5 protein-coding genes are annotated in these 16,880 nt (G+C 36.5%); 4 read left to right on the forward strand and 1 reads right to left on the reverse strand.

Features of this window, described 5'->3' with window-relative positions:
* Nucleotides 1-22 precede the first annotated feature (22 nt).
* Together purR and glmU are read left to right on the forward strand one after the other, a co-directional pair.
* A complete protein-coding gene (purR, locus tag H3U49_RS04150; RefSeq protein ID WP_198179926.1) occupies nt 23-853 on the forward strand; it encodes a pur operon repressor in 831 nt (276 codons plus the stop codon).
* Between the two features lie 61 nt (nt 854-914).
* Nucleotides 915-2,300, forward strand: a complete 1,386-nt coding sequence (gene glmU, locus H3U49_RS04155) for a bifunctional UDP-N-acetylglucosamine diphosphorylase/glucosamine-1-phosphate N-acetyltransferase GlmU (protein ID WP_198179928.1) — start codon at nt 915-917, stop codon at nt 2,298-2,300.
* Nucleotides 2,301-2,408: 108 nt separating this feature from the next.
* Here glmU and H3U49_RS04160 read toward each other — a convergent pair whose 3' ends face one another.
* On the reverse strand, nt 2,409-13,202 hold the full coding sequence (locus H3U49_RS04160; protein ID WP_232347789.1) for an SLAP domain-containing protein: 10,794 nt from the start codon (nt 13,200-13,202) through the stop codon (nt 2,409-2,411).
* Nucleotides 13,203-13,783: 581 nt separating this feature from the next.
* Here H3U49_RS04160 and H3U49_RS04165 point away from each other — a divergent pair.
* Together H3U49_RS04165 and H3U49_RS04170 are read left to right on the forward strand one after the other, a co-directional pair.
* A complete protein-coding gene (locus H3U49_RS04165; RefSeq protein WP_198179932.1) occupies nt 13,784-15,343 on the forward strand; it encodes an SLAP domain-containing protein in 1,560 nt (519 codons plus the stop codon).
* A 149-nt stretch (nt 15,344-15,492) separates the two neighbouring features.
* Entirely contained in the window at nt 15,493-16,869 is a 1,377-nt protein-coding gene (locus H3U49_RS04170) for a glycoside hydrolase family 1 protein (RefSeq protein ID WP_198179934.1), read from the forward strand.
* The last annotated feature ends 11 nt before the right edge of the window (nt 16,870-16,880 follow it).

Below are 16,880 nucleotides of genomic sequence, written 5' to 3' on the forward strand. Positions count from 1 at the left end.
CAAACAATAGGAGGGTAATTCTATGAAACGTTCAGAGAGATTAGTTGATATGACTAAATATTTGATGGAACGACCACATGACTTAATTCCGCTGCCATTTTTTGCAAAAAGATATGGTGCAGCAAAGTCTTCGATCTCGGAAGATCTTGCGATTTTGAAACATACTTTAGCAAATAATCAAGATGGTATCTTAGAAACCGTCGCTGGCGCAGCTGGGGGAGTGCGCTATATTCCTTTTTGGGGTAAAAAGCATGCTCAGAAATATTTAAATGAATTGGCAAATCGCATTGAGGATCCTGACCGTATTTTAGCGGGAGGATTTGTTTATCTGTCCGATATCATTGGCAATCCACAAGACTTGGATAAGATTGGCAAGTTAATTGCTACCAGGTATGCATATTCTGACATTAATGTTGTAATGACTATTGAAACTAAGGGTATTGCTTTAGCACAGGCAGTTGCCCGCTATTTAAATGTGCCTTTTATCATTGCACGTAAGCGTTCAAAAGTCACAGAAGGTGCGACAGTTTCAGTAAACTATATTTCTTCTTCACTTGATCGTGTTTCTAAAATGGAATTGCCAACTAGAGTGTTAAAAGAAAATTCTAATGTTTTGCTGATAGATGACTATATGATGGCAGGCGGCACTTTAACAGGAATGCAGCAATTAGTTAGAGAATTTAATGGTAACATTGCTGGTGTTTGCGTTTTATGTGAAGCAGATTTTGATGATGTTAAATTAATTGAAGGTCATCTTTCTTTAGTAAAAATTAAAAGAATTGACGACAAAAAGAAAGTCATTGTGGCAGAGCCAGGTTCGTTAATTGCGCACACAGATTTTGACCGCTTTTAGTTTATAAAATGATATACTAAAATATAATAATAATCTAGGAAAATAAAAGAGGCTAAAATTAATGAAAAAGTTTGTAATTGTTCTGGCAGCGGGCAAGGGGACCCGTATGAAATCAAAATTGTACAAGGTCTTACATCAAGTATGTGGCAAGTCAATGGTTGAATACGTTGTTGAAGCAGCGCAAGCAATAAAGCCAGACAAAATAGTTACAATTGTGGGTAATGGTGCAGAAGAAGTTAAAAAAGTTCTTGCCGATAAGTCTGAGTTTGTTTTACAAAAAAAGCAACTTGGTACAGGTGATGCCGTTTTAACTGCTGCAGATGAGCTAGCAGCAGAAAAGGGCGCTACTTTAGTAATTACAGGTGATACGCCATTATTTACAAGCCAAACTTTTCAAAAATTATTTGATTACCACCAAAGCAAAGGCAATGCGGCTACTGTTTTGACAGCCCAAGCTCCAAATCCTTATGGTTATGGTCGCATTATTCGAGACGATCAAGATAATGTTTTAAGAATTGTTGAACAAAAAGACGGCACACCAAGTGAATTAAAAATCGACGAAATCAACACCGGTGTTTTTTGTTTTGACAATCAGTTGTTATTTAGTGCATTAAAAAAGGTTGATAATCACAATGCGCAAGGAGAATATTATTTAACTGACGTTCTGGAAATTTTGCGTAACGAAGGGCAAAGAATTGGTGCATATAAAATGCCGGACTTCAGCGAAAGCTTGGGGGTTAACGACCGCTCTGCTTTGGCTCAGGCCACCAAAATTATGCAAAAAAGGATCAATAAAAAGCATATGGCAAATGGTGTAACTTTCATTGATCCCGATACAGCTTATGTTGATGCGGATGTTAAAATTGGCTGTGATACCCTGATTGAAGGCAATGTCGTGATTAAAGGCAATACTGAAATTGGGAGCGACTGTGTAATAACTTCTGGCTCCAGGATTATTGATTCCCAAGTTGGTAACAATGTTACTGTAACTTCTTCAACAGTTGAACAAGCTGAGATGGATGATTTTTCAGACGTTGGTCCTAATTCCCATTTACGTCCAAAAGCAATCATTAGAAAAGGCGCCCATATTGGTAACTTCGTAGAAATTAAAAATGCTGAAATTGGCGAGAATTCTAAAGTAGGTCATTTGACTTACGTTGGGGATGCTACTTTGGGTAAAGATGTCAATGTTGGTTGCGGTACTATTTTTGCTAATTATGATGGTGTCAAAAAAGATCATAGCAATGTAGGTGATCGTGCTTTTATTGGCTCCGGTGCTACTTTAGTTGCACCCGTTAATATTGCTGATCATGCCTTTGTGGCAGCAGATTCAACAATTACCAAAGATGTGGCCAAATATGAAATGGCGATTGCTCGTGGTCGTCAGGTAAATAAGCCCGATTATTGGCATAAATTGCCTCTGTCTGATAATCCGAACTGGAAATAAGATTAAAATAAGCTGGAAGATGATTCCAGCTTATTTTGTTTACAGCATAATCAAAAAATAGCTCCAGAGTTTCAGACTTCTGGAGCTATTTAGTTAAACTAAACTTAATTATTTAAAATTAGCTTTTTTAACAAACTTATTTTTAGCAATAATATAATATTTCTTGTTGTTTATTTTGACAGGATCGCCATAAGTTTTAACTGCTTTTCGTTTCTTTAAAACTTTTTTACCAATCCGATTGCCATGCTGACTATAGATATAAGCGTTATGCTTTAATTTGATCTTTTTGGAATCGATATTAGCAGCAGCGATGAATAGACCATCTTCCAGTTCATAAAATGACCTACCATTAATCAATTTCTTGTTAACAGTATTTATACTTGAACCAGCAAGAATGACTAACTTATTGGCACGCTTTCCTTGTTCATCATACAAATATGAATTATGCATAATAGCTTTTTCGACCACCGGTTGTGGCTTTTCAGTCACTGGCTCGTTGATCGGGGCTGCGGTAACAGCTGCAACAGCAGCTTTTTGGACTACAATATTTGCAGCTTTAACAAAACGGTTTTGAGCAATAATAAAGTACTTCTTGCCCCGAATGGTTACTGCATCACCATAAGTATTAATGTTGTTGCCTTTTCTTAACACACCTGCTTTCTTAACACGTTTGCCATGCTTATTGTAAACGTAGGCATTATGCTTTAATTTCTGACTGGTTGAAACGACATTGCCAATAGCGACATAGTAAACTTTGTTCTTATTACCTTTGTCAACTAGAACGTAATAATTTTTGCCGTTAATTTCTTTTGTACCGTATGAAGTAATGATTGAGCCAGCGCCTAATACAATCCTGTTTGCACGCTTGCCACTTTCGTCATATAAGTAAGCATTATGCATTAACGCTAATTCTTCGCTGTGATTTAAATCAAGTTTTGACTCCTCTTTGTCGCCAGTATTAACAGGGTTAGGAGTAACTTGAGCAGAGGTAGAACCGCCACCAGTATTAATGTCATTGCCATGGTTGTTATCATTGCCATGATTATTGTCATTATCATGGTTGTTGTCATTGCCATGATTATTGTCATTATCTTGACTGTTGTCATTGTCATGAAGAATATGATCAATCATTTCAGGATCAGTGGCATCGAGATAAAGCTGATTAATAGCATCATCACGCAATTTGGTAATTGTCTTACTGTCATTAACCTTAGGCTGATTGATAGCATCTTTTGCTTTTGTCATATCAATAGAAATTTGTTTAATAACAGTCTCTTTTTCCTGCTCAGTATATTTGTCTGAGGACTGAATTTCACTTGTTGCAGCGTTTTGAGCCTCTGTCAGTGCTCCAGCAGCTATTTCTTTTTCACCTGCTAATTCTGTTGCGGCAAGTTTATCCGCGTTGGCAGGATCACTGAGGGCATCTTTAGCATTTTCGTATGCTTTATCAATGCTGGTAGTGTTTGCTTTATCCTTAAACCTGTCTTTAAGAGCTTTAACAGCGGAATCATAGGCGGCTTTTAGTCTTTCTTCTTGTACTTTTCTATTGTTGTTTAAAACATCATCAAGTTCTTTACTATCGGCTACAATTATACTGCTTATCTTGTCAACTGCATCTTTTCTGGCAGTTTCTACCGCATTTGAGTCTTGAGCTTGATCGATTGTGCCGGTTTTATCAGTATTAGCTTTAGCTACTTCCTGATCAATGCGATCTTTTATTACTTGTTTTTCAGTATCAGTATAATTGCTGCCATCTTGATGCTTTAATTTATCAACTTGATTCTTAGCGTTGGTAGCAGTATCAGTTACTGAACCCTTGGCTATTTCTTTTTCAGCTGCTATCTTATCTGCTGCGATATCTTCAGGTGAATTACCATTGACACGTGAATGTTCTTTGTAGGCTTTATCAACGCTGCTGGTATCGGCATTTTCACCAAATTTGTCTTTTAGTTCATCGACTGCTTTTTGGTGTTTATCTGCTAATTCATTATTTGCCTCTTCTTTAAGCGAATTGTTGGATTCATCCTTAGCGGCATTACCAGCGCTGTTAATATCATCTTTAGCGGTTTCTGTGATTTTATCAATCTGCTCCTTCTTGCCAGATGTATCACCTTTAGGAGCATTGATTGCATCAATTTTATCCTTGGCTTTTTGGCTATCATCTTTGATTTGCTCTTTTAGTCTGTCTTTTGATTCAGTAGATAGTTTATCATTCCCATCAATTTCCTTATTAACTTTATCAGCTTCTTCATCAATGTCAGCTTTAGCATTTTCCTTGTTGATGATAGTCATTGCTTCATCATAAGCTGCACTAGCAGTTGGAATATCAGTAGCATCGTTAATGGCTTTTATTTGCTTGTCAATACGATCTATCAATTCCTGAGACAGTTTATCTTTCAGTCTGTCTTTTAATTTGCCGTATGCTTTGTTAAGGCCATCTACGCCTTCAGCACCTTCAAGGGCATTCTTTTGTTCATGATCAAACCATTCTGGTTCAGTACCAGTTTCAGGTTTAGTTAAAAGACGATCAATATTTTGACCAATATTTGCTTCATCTGGGATGTCGCTAATCGCTGTAGCCTTTTCTATATCCCGGAAACTCTGTTGATAAGCATCATCAATTGCAGCTTTAGCTGCCTTCTTCTGCTCGGCAGTTAATTGAGATTGATCAATTACGGTATGAGCCTTAGTTTGTTTATCCTTTAGAATACCTTCAGCTTTTGTCTTTTTACCAGCTAGGGCTGCTTGATCTTTAATAGCATTGATATCGGAAATAGCTTGCTCTTTACTGTTATTTATCTTTTCTTCAGCATTTTCTTCAGATTGTGAAATGGAGTTAATATCAGTTCTCGCTTGGTCAACAATAGTTTTAATTTGCTTTTTCTGCTTTTGTTGATCCTCTGGCGATAAACCTGATTTGTCTATTGCATCATTAGCTTCTTTTTGTTTTTGTTCTACCTGAGAGATTGCATCTTGTTTAGCCTTAACTATGTCTGCACTTTCCTGCGCAACTTGGAAGATACGGTCGACTTCTGTTTCACCGAAATCATCTGTGGCAGTTCCTTTCTCGGCATGTTGAGCTTGTGCTAGTGCATCTTCGTAATTATTTTCAAGTTTAACACCTGCAATTTTATCAATGGTTCTCTTGATGGCTTCGTCAAGTTGCTTTTGAAGTGCATCAATTTGATTTTGCTCTAGGTTGGTTGCAACATCTTCAATTTTTCCTTTACTGTTAACATAGTCCTTAAACTTGTTAATCAACTTATTCTTTTCTGCAGTTAATTGACTAGGCAACTTGGCCTGGTCGATATTAGCTTTGGCTTCTTGTTCTAACTGCGACAGCTTATCACTTGTACCGCCATAAATTGAACTAATGCCATCATTTAATGCCTGATCGATATCTTTATAACCAGTAGCGACATCACTGCCTGCTAAGCCTAAACCATCAATCTCATTCTTGGCATTTGTGGCATATTCTTTCAAACCCTTAACGATTTGATTTTTCTTATCAAAGTCTTCACCCAATTTGTTAATTGTGGCAATGCCATCATTTGCAGCTGTTTGAATTTGCGTAATAGTGTTTTGCTTATTATTTCTAGCGGCATTAATCTTTGCAGCAGCTTTCTTTTGCTCTTGATCTATTTGCGTTTTCATTTGGTTAGCAGCATCGCTGTCTTCAGCTTCATCAGCTTTGGCCTTGGCGTTAGTGGCAGCAGTTTGCAGATCATTTAGAGCTTTGGTTAAGGCTTCTTCTTTATCAATGTCACTGCTAATGTTGTTAAGAGCAGACTCACCTTTACTCCTAGCAGCATTGATTTTATCTTGATCAGTAGCAGCAGAAATATTTGTTTTAGCTGAGCCTAAAGCTGCGCTAATAGCATTGCTTAACTCATCAACCTGATTTTGATCAAGTTTATTGTGCAACAGGTCATCGTTTAAGCGCTGGTTCAGTTTCTTAGCTTGCTCAACCAGTGCATTGTATGCGGCATTTTGTTCCTGCAATAAAGTAGCATTATCTTTAGCATTTTGCACAATGCCTTTAATCGCATCTTCGCCAGCCTGTTTGGCTTGTTCTACATCAGCTGGAGTTTGCGCCTTGTTGATATTTTTGCTAGCTGTATCTTTATTTGAATTAATTAAATCGATCTGTTTCGCTTTTTCTTCATCACTTAAAGCTGATTGGTCTATTTTATTGATTTCATCTGCAGCTGTTTTAGCAATATCATCTAGGTATTTATTAGCATTATTTTTAGCGGCTTGCAATTGAGCATCGCTCAAAGCTTTATCAATGTTAATTATTCCAGTTATTGTAGCAGATTCTATGTCGGTAACCTTTTGCTGACCGTTAACCTGGTTAACAGCTTCTTTCCATGCGTTTGTTGCCTGACTCTGATACTTGTCCTTTTCTTCCTTGCTTAAACCTTTGATTTGATCAATTTGATTTAAAATTCCGGGGGCATCAGGATCAAGGGAACCATCTGCTTTATGCTTACCGTTAAGTTCATCGGTAAGTGCATTGATAGCTTCTTCTTTAGCTTTTTTAATTTTGTCAGCATCATTGGATTCTGCTGTTGCCTTAATAGCCCTTATTTGTTTAATAGTAGTATCCCGAATACCCAAAACTGTGCCACTATCTTGGGCGGCATTAATTGCTGTATTAGCAGTCCCAACGATTGAGTCAACACTTTCTTGATCTGCCTTATCTTTTAGACTGCTCTTGACTTCGCTTGCGACATCCTTAATAGCTTTTCTTGCTTGGGCTTTGGTAATTGCCAAGTTGCCACTAGCTTCAGCTTTATTGATTGCAGTAATAGCATCGGTAGTGATTTTATTGACATCCTCTTTGGTTTTGACGTTTTGTAATTTGCTGATGGCACTATTAGCAGCCTGATTAATGTCCGTAATTGCCTTATCATATTGTGATTTAGCGTCTGCTTTTTCTTCAGCGCTCAGAGAATTATAGGAGGAATTTAGCCTGTTAATTGCTTCTTGAGCAGCGCTGTTGATAGTATCTTCGCTGTTATTTTTGGCATCTTCCAAATCGGCAGTAGTTGCATCTGCTACGACTTGATCAATAGCATCTCTACCATCTTTTTTAGCCTTGTCAACTGCCTCATTAGTCTTTTGTGACTCAATATTCTGTTTAGCTTTATCTCTTTCATTATTGATTTTTGAGATAGTCTCTGTCTTGTCAGCATCCGACATTGAAGACTGATTAATTTCATCAATTGCTTGCTTAGCATGATTATCGATATCTTCTTTGGCAATATTAATATTGGTATCAAGGCTTTGGGCATCCCTGATTACCTTACGCATATTATCGATGCCTTCTTGTTTCTCAGTATCAACTTGATCAATGGCAGCGTTCTTTACTTTGGCAACTGCATCATCATAGTAATTGGTTAACTGTTTAATTAGGCCTTCTTTAGTCGTACTGTTGACATTCTGTAAGCCGGAAATTTTATCGTTGACTTCGTTATAAACACCCAGTAATTCTTTCAGAGCGGCGTTTCTGTTAGACTGTAATGCTGCTTTATCGCGAATCTTATTTAGTGCTTCTCGACCAGCATTAGCTGCAGAATCAATTTCTTCTTTAGTATCAGCATTTTGAATATTAGTTTTTGCTGTTGTTAAGGCATTATCAATTTCGTCATAGTAGCCATTCTTTTCTTTTCCAGAGAGGTTAGGATCCTTTTCGATAGCTGCACGAATTTTTTCTGCCAGGGCATTAAGTCCAGTATCTTCGTTAGTTAAAGCATCATCTTTTTGTTGTTCTAAGAACTTTGCTTGTTCGTCGGCAATACTTCCAGCAACACTGGCCATAGCATCGATACCGTCATCTCTATCTTTGACTACCTGTTCGGTGGTGAAGTCGTTATAGACTTTGCCTACGGCTGTTTCATAGAAACCATTAATCTTATTAGTTAGAGCATCTTTTTGGTCGCCATCAATTTTGTTGTCTTCAAAAGCTTGGTTGATAATACCTAAGTCTTTTTCTCTTTCAGCTTGCAAAGCCTTATTTGCCTGAGATTTTGCAACTATCAATTGTGCAGCAGCCAAATCCTTGTTAATACTGTCTTTAGCAGCTTGCTTGGCGGAATTAACACCGTCGATGTCTTTAGCGGCATTAATTAAAGCTTTGGCATTATTAAAGTCTTTATCAATAGCTTCTTTATAATGTTGTTTAGCTTCTGGACTTAAATCAGTATCGTCAAAGCTATCAATTTTATTTTTAGCTGCTTTAGCTGCATTTTCAATTTCTGTAATTGCTGCTTGGCGTTGTTGGTCTAAATTGTTTGTACCAGCATTAGCAGCATTCTCCAGATAGTCTGTGATATTACTAATAGCATTGTTTTTATCAGTTTCAATTGCAGTTTCATTATCATCTTGAGTAACATTAGCAATACCAGTATCAGCGGCAGCATTAATTAAATCTTGATACTTGGTCTTGTCTTCAGCACTCAGATTATTATCATTTGTAATCGTGGAGATGGCTTTGTCTTTAGCATTCTGAATATCTGTTATAGCCTGATTGCGTTGACCCTTGAGATTCTGTTCATTAAGTAAATCGTTTAATGCAGCAGTACCTTCTTTAGTAGATTCATCAACATCTGCTAGAATTTCTCCCTTATCAATGCGGCCATTATAGCCCTGATCTCCAGTAAGCAAGTCATTAGCTTTGTTTACAGCTTCATCTTTATTTTTAGCCGTTAAATTAGGGTTCTTTTGAATTTTATCAACAACGGCTTTTTTGGCTGCTTCCAGTTGATTCTTAGCAGCAGATTTATACGCGTCTAAAACATTCTTTTTACCGTCAATAATGTCTTGCTTGATGTCAGTAGCGGAACTGTGACTATCAATCGTTTTACCAGCATTGGTGACTGCGCTATCAATGTTAGTTTCTTTGGCAACTCCTAAATTACCTTTAGCCGTATCTGCATCAGCCTTAACTTGAGCTTTAGCGCCTTCTTTAAATGCATTTAAAATATTATCCTTTGCCGTTTTTACAGTTTGAGTAATATTCTGGCTGCTATCAGCATTATCTTCAATTCTATCAATTGCAGTTAATGCATCTTTCATAGCTGTCTCGGCCTTTTCTACTTTGCCTAAGATATTTTCATAGCCTTTGGTATAACCAACAATTTCAGACTTAGCAGCAGCTTTATTGATTAAACTCTCAGCAGCAGATTTTCTCTTATTGATAATTTCATCGTCATCAGTGCCGTATATAGATTTACCGGTATCACCAGTGGTAGCTGTCGCATCAGCAACCACTTGCTTTACTTCATCAAGGTATGGCTGTTGCTCATTTTCAGATAAACCAGAGTTTTTAATCCGCTCTATCGCTTTAGCAGCAGCTTCACTAATATCATTTGCTGCCTTTTCTCTTTCCTTGTTGGCATGTGTACCATTAATATTGTCAAGGCCCTTGTTAACGTCATCTTTAGGGTTACTGCTGTTAATAATATCTTTGATAGCTTGATTTAAAGCACCTTGGATGTCCTCTTTATCATCTGCATGTTGAGCTATTTGCTTTTTAGCAGCTTCTTCTAAAGCTTTGATAGCATCAACAGTATCTTGTACACCTTGAATTGCATCCTTTGCTTCTTTTTGGTGGTTATCAATGGCTTTTTCATTATCGTCTTGATCAAGATCACCATCAGTGGCGACAATTTCTTTTGGTCTTTTTAATCTGTCTTTTAAGCCGGTAATTAATTCGTCAACAGGCGATTTGACATTTTCGTCTTTAGCGACTTCATCAATTGCCTTTTCGGCTTTTGTAATAGATTGATTAATATCGGTTTTAACATTATCACGATAATCTTTGCCCGCCTGGTTAATAGCAGTAATACCATCATTGACAACTTGTTCAATATTAGTGTTATTTGTTTCAGGTGCTTGTACATTGCTTATGGCTTGATCTTTTGCATTAATTATTGTTTGTGCTTGTGAAGGAAACTTAGAAATTTGATCATTGGCCTGTTGAGTTAACTTCGTAATTGCATCAGATTTTGCTTTTTCAAAGTCTGCTTGACCTTTAGCTGCTTGTACAGCCTTTGCCACTATGTCTAAAGCCGTCTTTTTCCTGGTATTTACTTCACTGATCGCAGTTTTGGAAGATTGTACTCCGTAAACTGATTTATCAGACTCATAATTGTCATCCCGAATATTGGCAGCATACTTGGCAGCCTCATTCATTGCATCTGTAAATGCTTTTTCCTGATCTTCAGTTAAACTTTTTGGCTTATTGGCTTTAGCTGTGCTAATTGCATCTTTAATTGCCTGAGCAGCCTCTTGTTGTATTTCACTAAAAGGCTTGATCCCCAGACTAACTATAGTAGGGCGAATACCATCAGCAATGTCTAATGGACTATAATCAATAAAGTTCGCATGAGGAGTTAGCTGAATGGTAGCGTCTTTAGCCATCTTGGTGGTAATTTCAGGAGGAAGTGTAATGGTAAAAGTGCCATCTGCAGCAACTTGAGCGGCAAATTTAGTCGGTAAAAGTGCCAAGTCATTTGCTTCGCCGCGGTATGTGTCAATAGTGTCTGCATAAGGGTTAGGTATTGCTGAATCAATAATAGCCTGACCATTTTTGTAAACGCCACTATCCTTGAAACTGGCTAAAACATAGGCCTCAGTACCACCTGGTAATACACTTTGGAAAAAGCCGTCACTAGCTGGACCGTCATTTGAAGGAACATAGTTTAATACCTGCCCCTTGATGATTTTCGAACCATCTTCTTGATCAGTTACTGTAACGTTTGCCGGGTCTATGTCTAAGAAACCACTTGGGTTAGCCGGTATAAATCTGATGTTATTGTAGCCCGGATTATCCTTATTGGAAAAAGCCGCTTCAATGACAGCATCAAAGAGCTCATCATAAGTTTTATGATTGTTATCTGCAAGGAGTTTACTAATTTTTTGTAGCTTATTAAGGATTTCACCAAGTTTAGGGTTGTCCTTTTTAACTTGTTCAAGGTCAAATTGTCTCATGCCATTTAATAATTCCAGTTTATTAACAGCGATTGTTTTATTAGCCTTTTCAACCTGTAGAACGTGAAAAGGGGGTAACACTAAATTGTTCTGACTTCCATTTGTTTGACCTAAAATATCATTAAGGTTTAATAACTGTCGCACATTGGTGACTGTGATTTTGTTATCACCTATAACGCTGGTTGCGTCGTTTGTATTCAAATGAGCGTCCAAAACCAGAGAAGTAGGGTTATTAACAATTAGTTGACCAGTTTTTGCAACATCAACCAGTTTAATTGCTCCAGTACCCGCATCACCAACCAGTTGAATTTCAAAGCCACCGTTTTGGACATTGGCTTTACCGTCAATCTGTACTAACGTACCTGAGTAATTCCCCATGTTTTCACCGGTAATTTTTAAGGCGCCGCCTGAATGAATGGTAAAATCACCACCTACATAAATTAAGTGCTGGCCATTTTTAGTAGAAATATTGCCGTTTGTGTTGACGTTAATAGTGCCGCCTCTACCAATGTTAACTTTTGATGTTTTAGATTCTAGGTAAATTGCTCTTGCCTGACCAGCATTTTGTACACCATCATACTTAAGTCCGCTACTTTCACCAATGCGAATGTTTACTGTGCCGTTAACATTTACCTGGCTGTCGCCTTCAATATAGATTGCATTGATTGGTCTTGTGTATTGACCATTATTGGCACCATTTTTCCCGTTATATGTCTTAAGTGGAATAAGGGTAACATCGGCTCCATCTTCAACATTAAGCACATTGTTTTTCCCTTTCATTTCAATTAGGGTACCGCCAAATGTTGCACCGGTGAACTTACAGCCAGCTTTAAAAGTAATGCTGTTATTATCCTTAGTAAATTCTAGCAACTGCTGCTTACTGCCATCATTTACTCCGCCTGTTTCCATGGGCATTTCAACGGTTTCTGCATTGATGGTGCCTTCGAAAATAATGTCGGTGTTACTATCAGTATATAATAATTGTGAGCCTTTAAAATCAATATTCCTAAAAGTTACTCTTGCTGACTTTCCCCCATGAGTATTAACTACACCAAAGTAATCAGCACTCATGAGTGTTAAATTTTCATAGGTAATATCACCAATGGTATTATTCTTAATTTTGGGATGGATACTTCTAAAATCTATAGTATATTTAGCATCTCCAGCAGACTTAATTAATAATTTCCTTCCTGGAAAGTTTAAAGGGTCACGTCCATTACCCTTATTGGAGCGAATGTCAGCTGTAATATCAATCTCGCTTACATTGATATTCTGATAGGCTGTAACAAAATCTTCCCAAGTACTTACACTTCTGGTTGGACTGGAGTCTTCCTGCGCCATAGTATTAATTGGAGTAGTATCAATGTCTTGATCTGCATCAGTCTGATCTTCATTTGTTATATCAGCTGTATTTGGACTGTCTGTTGTGTCACCAGGTTTTTGGTCAGTAGGTTGATCTTGTTGACTGTGGTTGCTATTTTGCTCAGTATTAGTGGCAGGATCTGGCTGATCATTTTTGTCAGCTTTGTCAGTGGAATTTTCCGTTTTGTCTGATTTAGCAGAGTCACCTTGCTTGTTATCACTATTAGTAGCTCTTAAAAACGAACTCAAGCCAGAAAATGTGGCCAAATTTGGTCCGTCTTCTGGCTTGTTGGTTTTTTCTGCTTTAACAGCAGTAGTTGAATTTTGAGCATCACTAATACTACCAGGAGGAGTGGTAGTATCTTGAGGTGAAATATTCTCTTGAGTTTTGGTATTTTCTTCAGTTTGTTGAGTTGGAATAACAGTATCAGCCTTAACTGTCTTGCTATTTAAACCAAAAAAGGTAAAGCCAAGCAATACAGAAGCGGCACCAATACTCAACTTGCGAATTGAGAAATGGTCTTGCTTATCTTGCATTGCCATTTTTTTCACCCGTTCATTGTTATTATTCTTTCCTAGCATATTTGTATGTCCTTTCTTATTTTAAATACTATACAACTATAAATTTACTTGACAATTTATCAAATGTCAATATTTGAATTTTATTTTGTATTATTTTATAAATAACAAAATTTACAAAATAAACTATAAAAAATTAATAAAATATAGAATAAAACAAATTGAAGCAATAATGGCAAGAAAAAAATTAATATAACAAAGAGTACCTTAATATTAATATTTTTAGTAAAAATAACAAAAAACATTTTTCAAAAATGGGATAACTATTATAAAAGTATTTTAGTATAGTATTTATGAATATATAATAAGTAGTTGCGCTTAATGGCTTAAATTTATATTTAAATTAGGTAGTAAACAAAAATTGTGAGTTAATTAAAAATTGCAACTTGTAAAATAAGTGAAATAAATTTTGCGGTTATTTTACATTTATGCAAGAGTATTAAGAAAAAGTAAGCAATGTTTTACATTGTTTATGTCAATCATTTTTTAGTATACAATGTTGTATATTGATACAATTTTTATAAATAACGAGGTAGAGAAGTAAAATGAAATTTAGTCATAAATTTATGATGATATCGGCTGCTGCGTTAATTGGTGTTAGCCCTGTAATAGGAGCAGGTCAATTTACTGTTGTTCAAGCTGCTGACAGGGTTGCTACGAAGAAAAACAACAATTCAAAGCAAAATACGATTAAGTTGAGTCATAATGCTTATGTTTATGACAAAAATGGCAAGAGATTGAAGACCTATATGGGTAGTGCTAAGAATACTAAAATTGGTAAAGGCATCACTTTAACGTATAATGGCAAAGTTACAATCAAAAATAAGGAATATTATAATTTGGGTGGCAATGCCTACGTTAAGGCAGCCAACGTTGGCTATGTTAATGGTAAGAAGGTTGTAAAACCTGCCGCTACAACGAAAGCTAATATAAAGCATAATGCCTACATTTATGATGCAAAAGGTAAAACCGAGAAAAAGAAGATAAAAAAGGGCCAAACAGTTACGGTTGACCAACTTATTTATATCGGTAAAAAGTTGTTTTACAGAATCGGTGGTCAAAGCAACCAGTTTATTAAGGCAGCTAACGTGGGAAAAACTACAGGCGCTAAGTTAAAACCAGTTAATAAAAAGCCAAATAAGGATGATAATTCACCAAGTGACAACCAGAATGATCCTACAGTAATCACATTAAGTCATAATGCCTATATCTATGATGGTAATGGTCACTCGACTAAAACTTTAATTAGAAAAGATAAAAAAATCACAGTTGATCAACTCAAGTATATTGGCAAAAAACTGTTTTATCGTATTAAAGACGATAACTTCCCTGGTGAAGATCAATGGGTTAAGAAAAATAACGTTGGTATAGTTTCTGGTAAACAATTGCAGCCGGCAAATTCTAAGCCAGAAGATGATACGGATATCACAACAATTACTTTAGCTCGTACTACTAATGTGTATAACGGCAAGGGTGTGGTACAACCAACCAAAACTTTTGCGAAAGGCCACAGAGCACGGGTTACCGAATTAAGATACATTTGGGTAAAGGATGATAATAAGGCCGAATTGTTCTACAAATTACAAAGTGACAAGAACGGTTATATTAAGCAAGACGATATTAGTAAAGTTAGTGGTGTTAAATTAAAGCCAGTCAATACACCGGATACAGCTAAAGGTGAGACTGTTACTGCTACTTCAACTGATAAAAAAGCTTTACAAGACTTGTTAACTCAAGACGCAGCAGTTAAAGCAAGTGATTCATATAAACTTTCTGCAAAAGCTCTGCGTAATGCCTATGATTCAGCCATTTCAAGTGGCAGTCAAGTTAATACAGCTATTGCAACAGTAGCCCAAGTTAGTGATATAGTAAACCAAATAAATAATGCGAAAGCAGCCTTGAATGGCAAAAAGGTAGTAGTTAATGATTTGAAAAATTTGACTATCAATGAATCTAATCAAATAGTTGATTTGGTTGCCATTGTCAACGGCGTTGATAAAAGTGCCGTTCAGTTTAGTAACAATAATACAGTATTGACTGTTACGAGTGCTAATGGTTTCCAGCAAACTCTAAATATTTCAGACTATGCTACAGCAAATAAGTAGTGCACTTACATATCAAAATAAGACGACATCTTTTGCAGATGTCGTTTTTTATATGGTTTTGCAGTGAATTAGTTAAGTACTTTACTTAATAAAGTCATTTTTATATAATATTATTGAAACGTTTCAAAGAGATGAAATGAGGTTAGGAAATGGTAAAAAAGGTTTTCCCGAAAAACTTTCTGTGGGGCAACTCTACATCTAGTATGCAAACTGAAGGAGCTGTCAAAGAAGGAGGCAAGGGTAGGTCAGTTTATGATACTTATAGAGCACAAGATGGCAGTTCAATTTGGGATACAGCAATCGATGAATATCACCGCTATCCAGAAGATCTGGATTTATATGCTAATCTAGGGATCAATTGCTACCGTTTTCAAATCTCTTGGAGTAGAGTTAATCCGCTAGGAGACGGTGATTTTAATCCTGAAGGAATTAAATTTTATTCAGACTTAATTGACAGCTTGCTTGCAAGAAATATCGAACCTATGATTTGTCTTTACCACTTTGATATGCCATTGAATTTGGCACAAAAATATAATGGCTTTAGTAGCAGACATGTAGTTGATGCATTTGTTCGTTATGGTAAAAAAATGATTGATATTTTTGGTGAAAGGGTAAAATACTGGCTAACATTTAATGAACAAAATCTTTATTTTATGCCTGGAGCAGCAAAAATTGCCGGCAAAATAAAAGGTGATGAAACAATCGATGATTTGTATATTATTAGTCACAATTTGATGCTGGCTCACGCGCAAGTTGCTAATTACTTACATGAAAAAACGAATGATAAAATTGGTGGTATGTTGGCATATAGTGAAGTTTATCCCGTCTCATCAATGCCTAAAGATATTTTATATGCTCGTCAAATAGACGAATTTCTTAACAAAAACTTGCTTGATGCTTTTGTTTTAGGACATTATTCAAATGAAGTAGTTAATTTTGTCCAAAAAAATAATATCCATACTGGCGTCACACCCGGTGATCTTTCAGAAATCAGTAAAATGAAGAGTGATTTTATAGCATTCAGTTATTATCAAAGCTCGACAATTAGCAGCACTCTTGTTCCCGAAAAAATCGCGCCTAATTATTACTTTAAATTTGGTGGGAAAGAGAATCCATTTTTGCCTGTAAATGAGTGGGGCTGGTCGATTGATCCTGATGGTTTTAGGGATGTTCTGACTAAAACCTATAACCAGTATCATGTGCCTATGTTTCCAATCGAAAACGGTATTGGAATAAGGGAAAAATATGATGGCAAAGAAATTCAGGATGATCAGAGAATTGAATACCACAAAGAACATTTACGTGCTTTAAAAAAAGCAATAAATAATGATGGTGTCAAGGTTCTAGGCTATTTAGTCTGGGGGTTAATTGATATTCCCAGTTCTGCTGGTGATATGGATAAGCGTTATGGTATGGTTTATGTTAATCGCACTAATTCCGAACCATTGGACCTCAAGCGTATTCCTAAGAAGAGCTATTGGTGGTTTAAAAAGGTAATAGCAGGTAATGGCGCAAGCCTGAATTAAAAAAGAGGGCA

The sequence above is a fragment of the Lactobacillus sp. W8174 genome (assembly GCF_016100975.1).
Lineage (GTDB): Bacteria > Bacillota > Bacilli > Lactobacillales > Lactobacillaceae > Lactobacillus > Lactobacillus juensis.

Excerpts from the sequence above, each read along its gene's own strand:
- purR (WP_198179926.1), top strand. The coding sequence starts at position 23 with ATGAAACGTTCAGAGAGATTAGTTGATATGACTAAATATTTGATGGAA.
- glmU (WP_198179928.1), top strand. The coding sequence starts at position 915 with ATGAAAAAGTTTGTAATTGTTCTGGCAGCGGGCAAGGGGACCCGTATG.
- H3U49_RS04160 (WP_232347789.1), bottom strand. The coding sequence starts at position 13,202 with ATGGCAATGCAAGATAAGCAAGACCATTTCTCAATTCGCAAGTTGAGT.
- H3U49_RS04165 (WP_198179932.1), top strand. The coding sequence starts at position 13,784 with ATGAAATTTAGTCATAAATTTATGATGATATCGGCTGCTGCGTTAATT.
- H3U49_RS04170 (WP_198179934.1), top strand. The coding sequence starts at position 15,493 with ATGGTAAAAAAGGTTTTCCCGAAAAACTTTCTGTGGGGCAACTCTACA.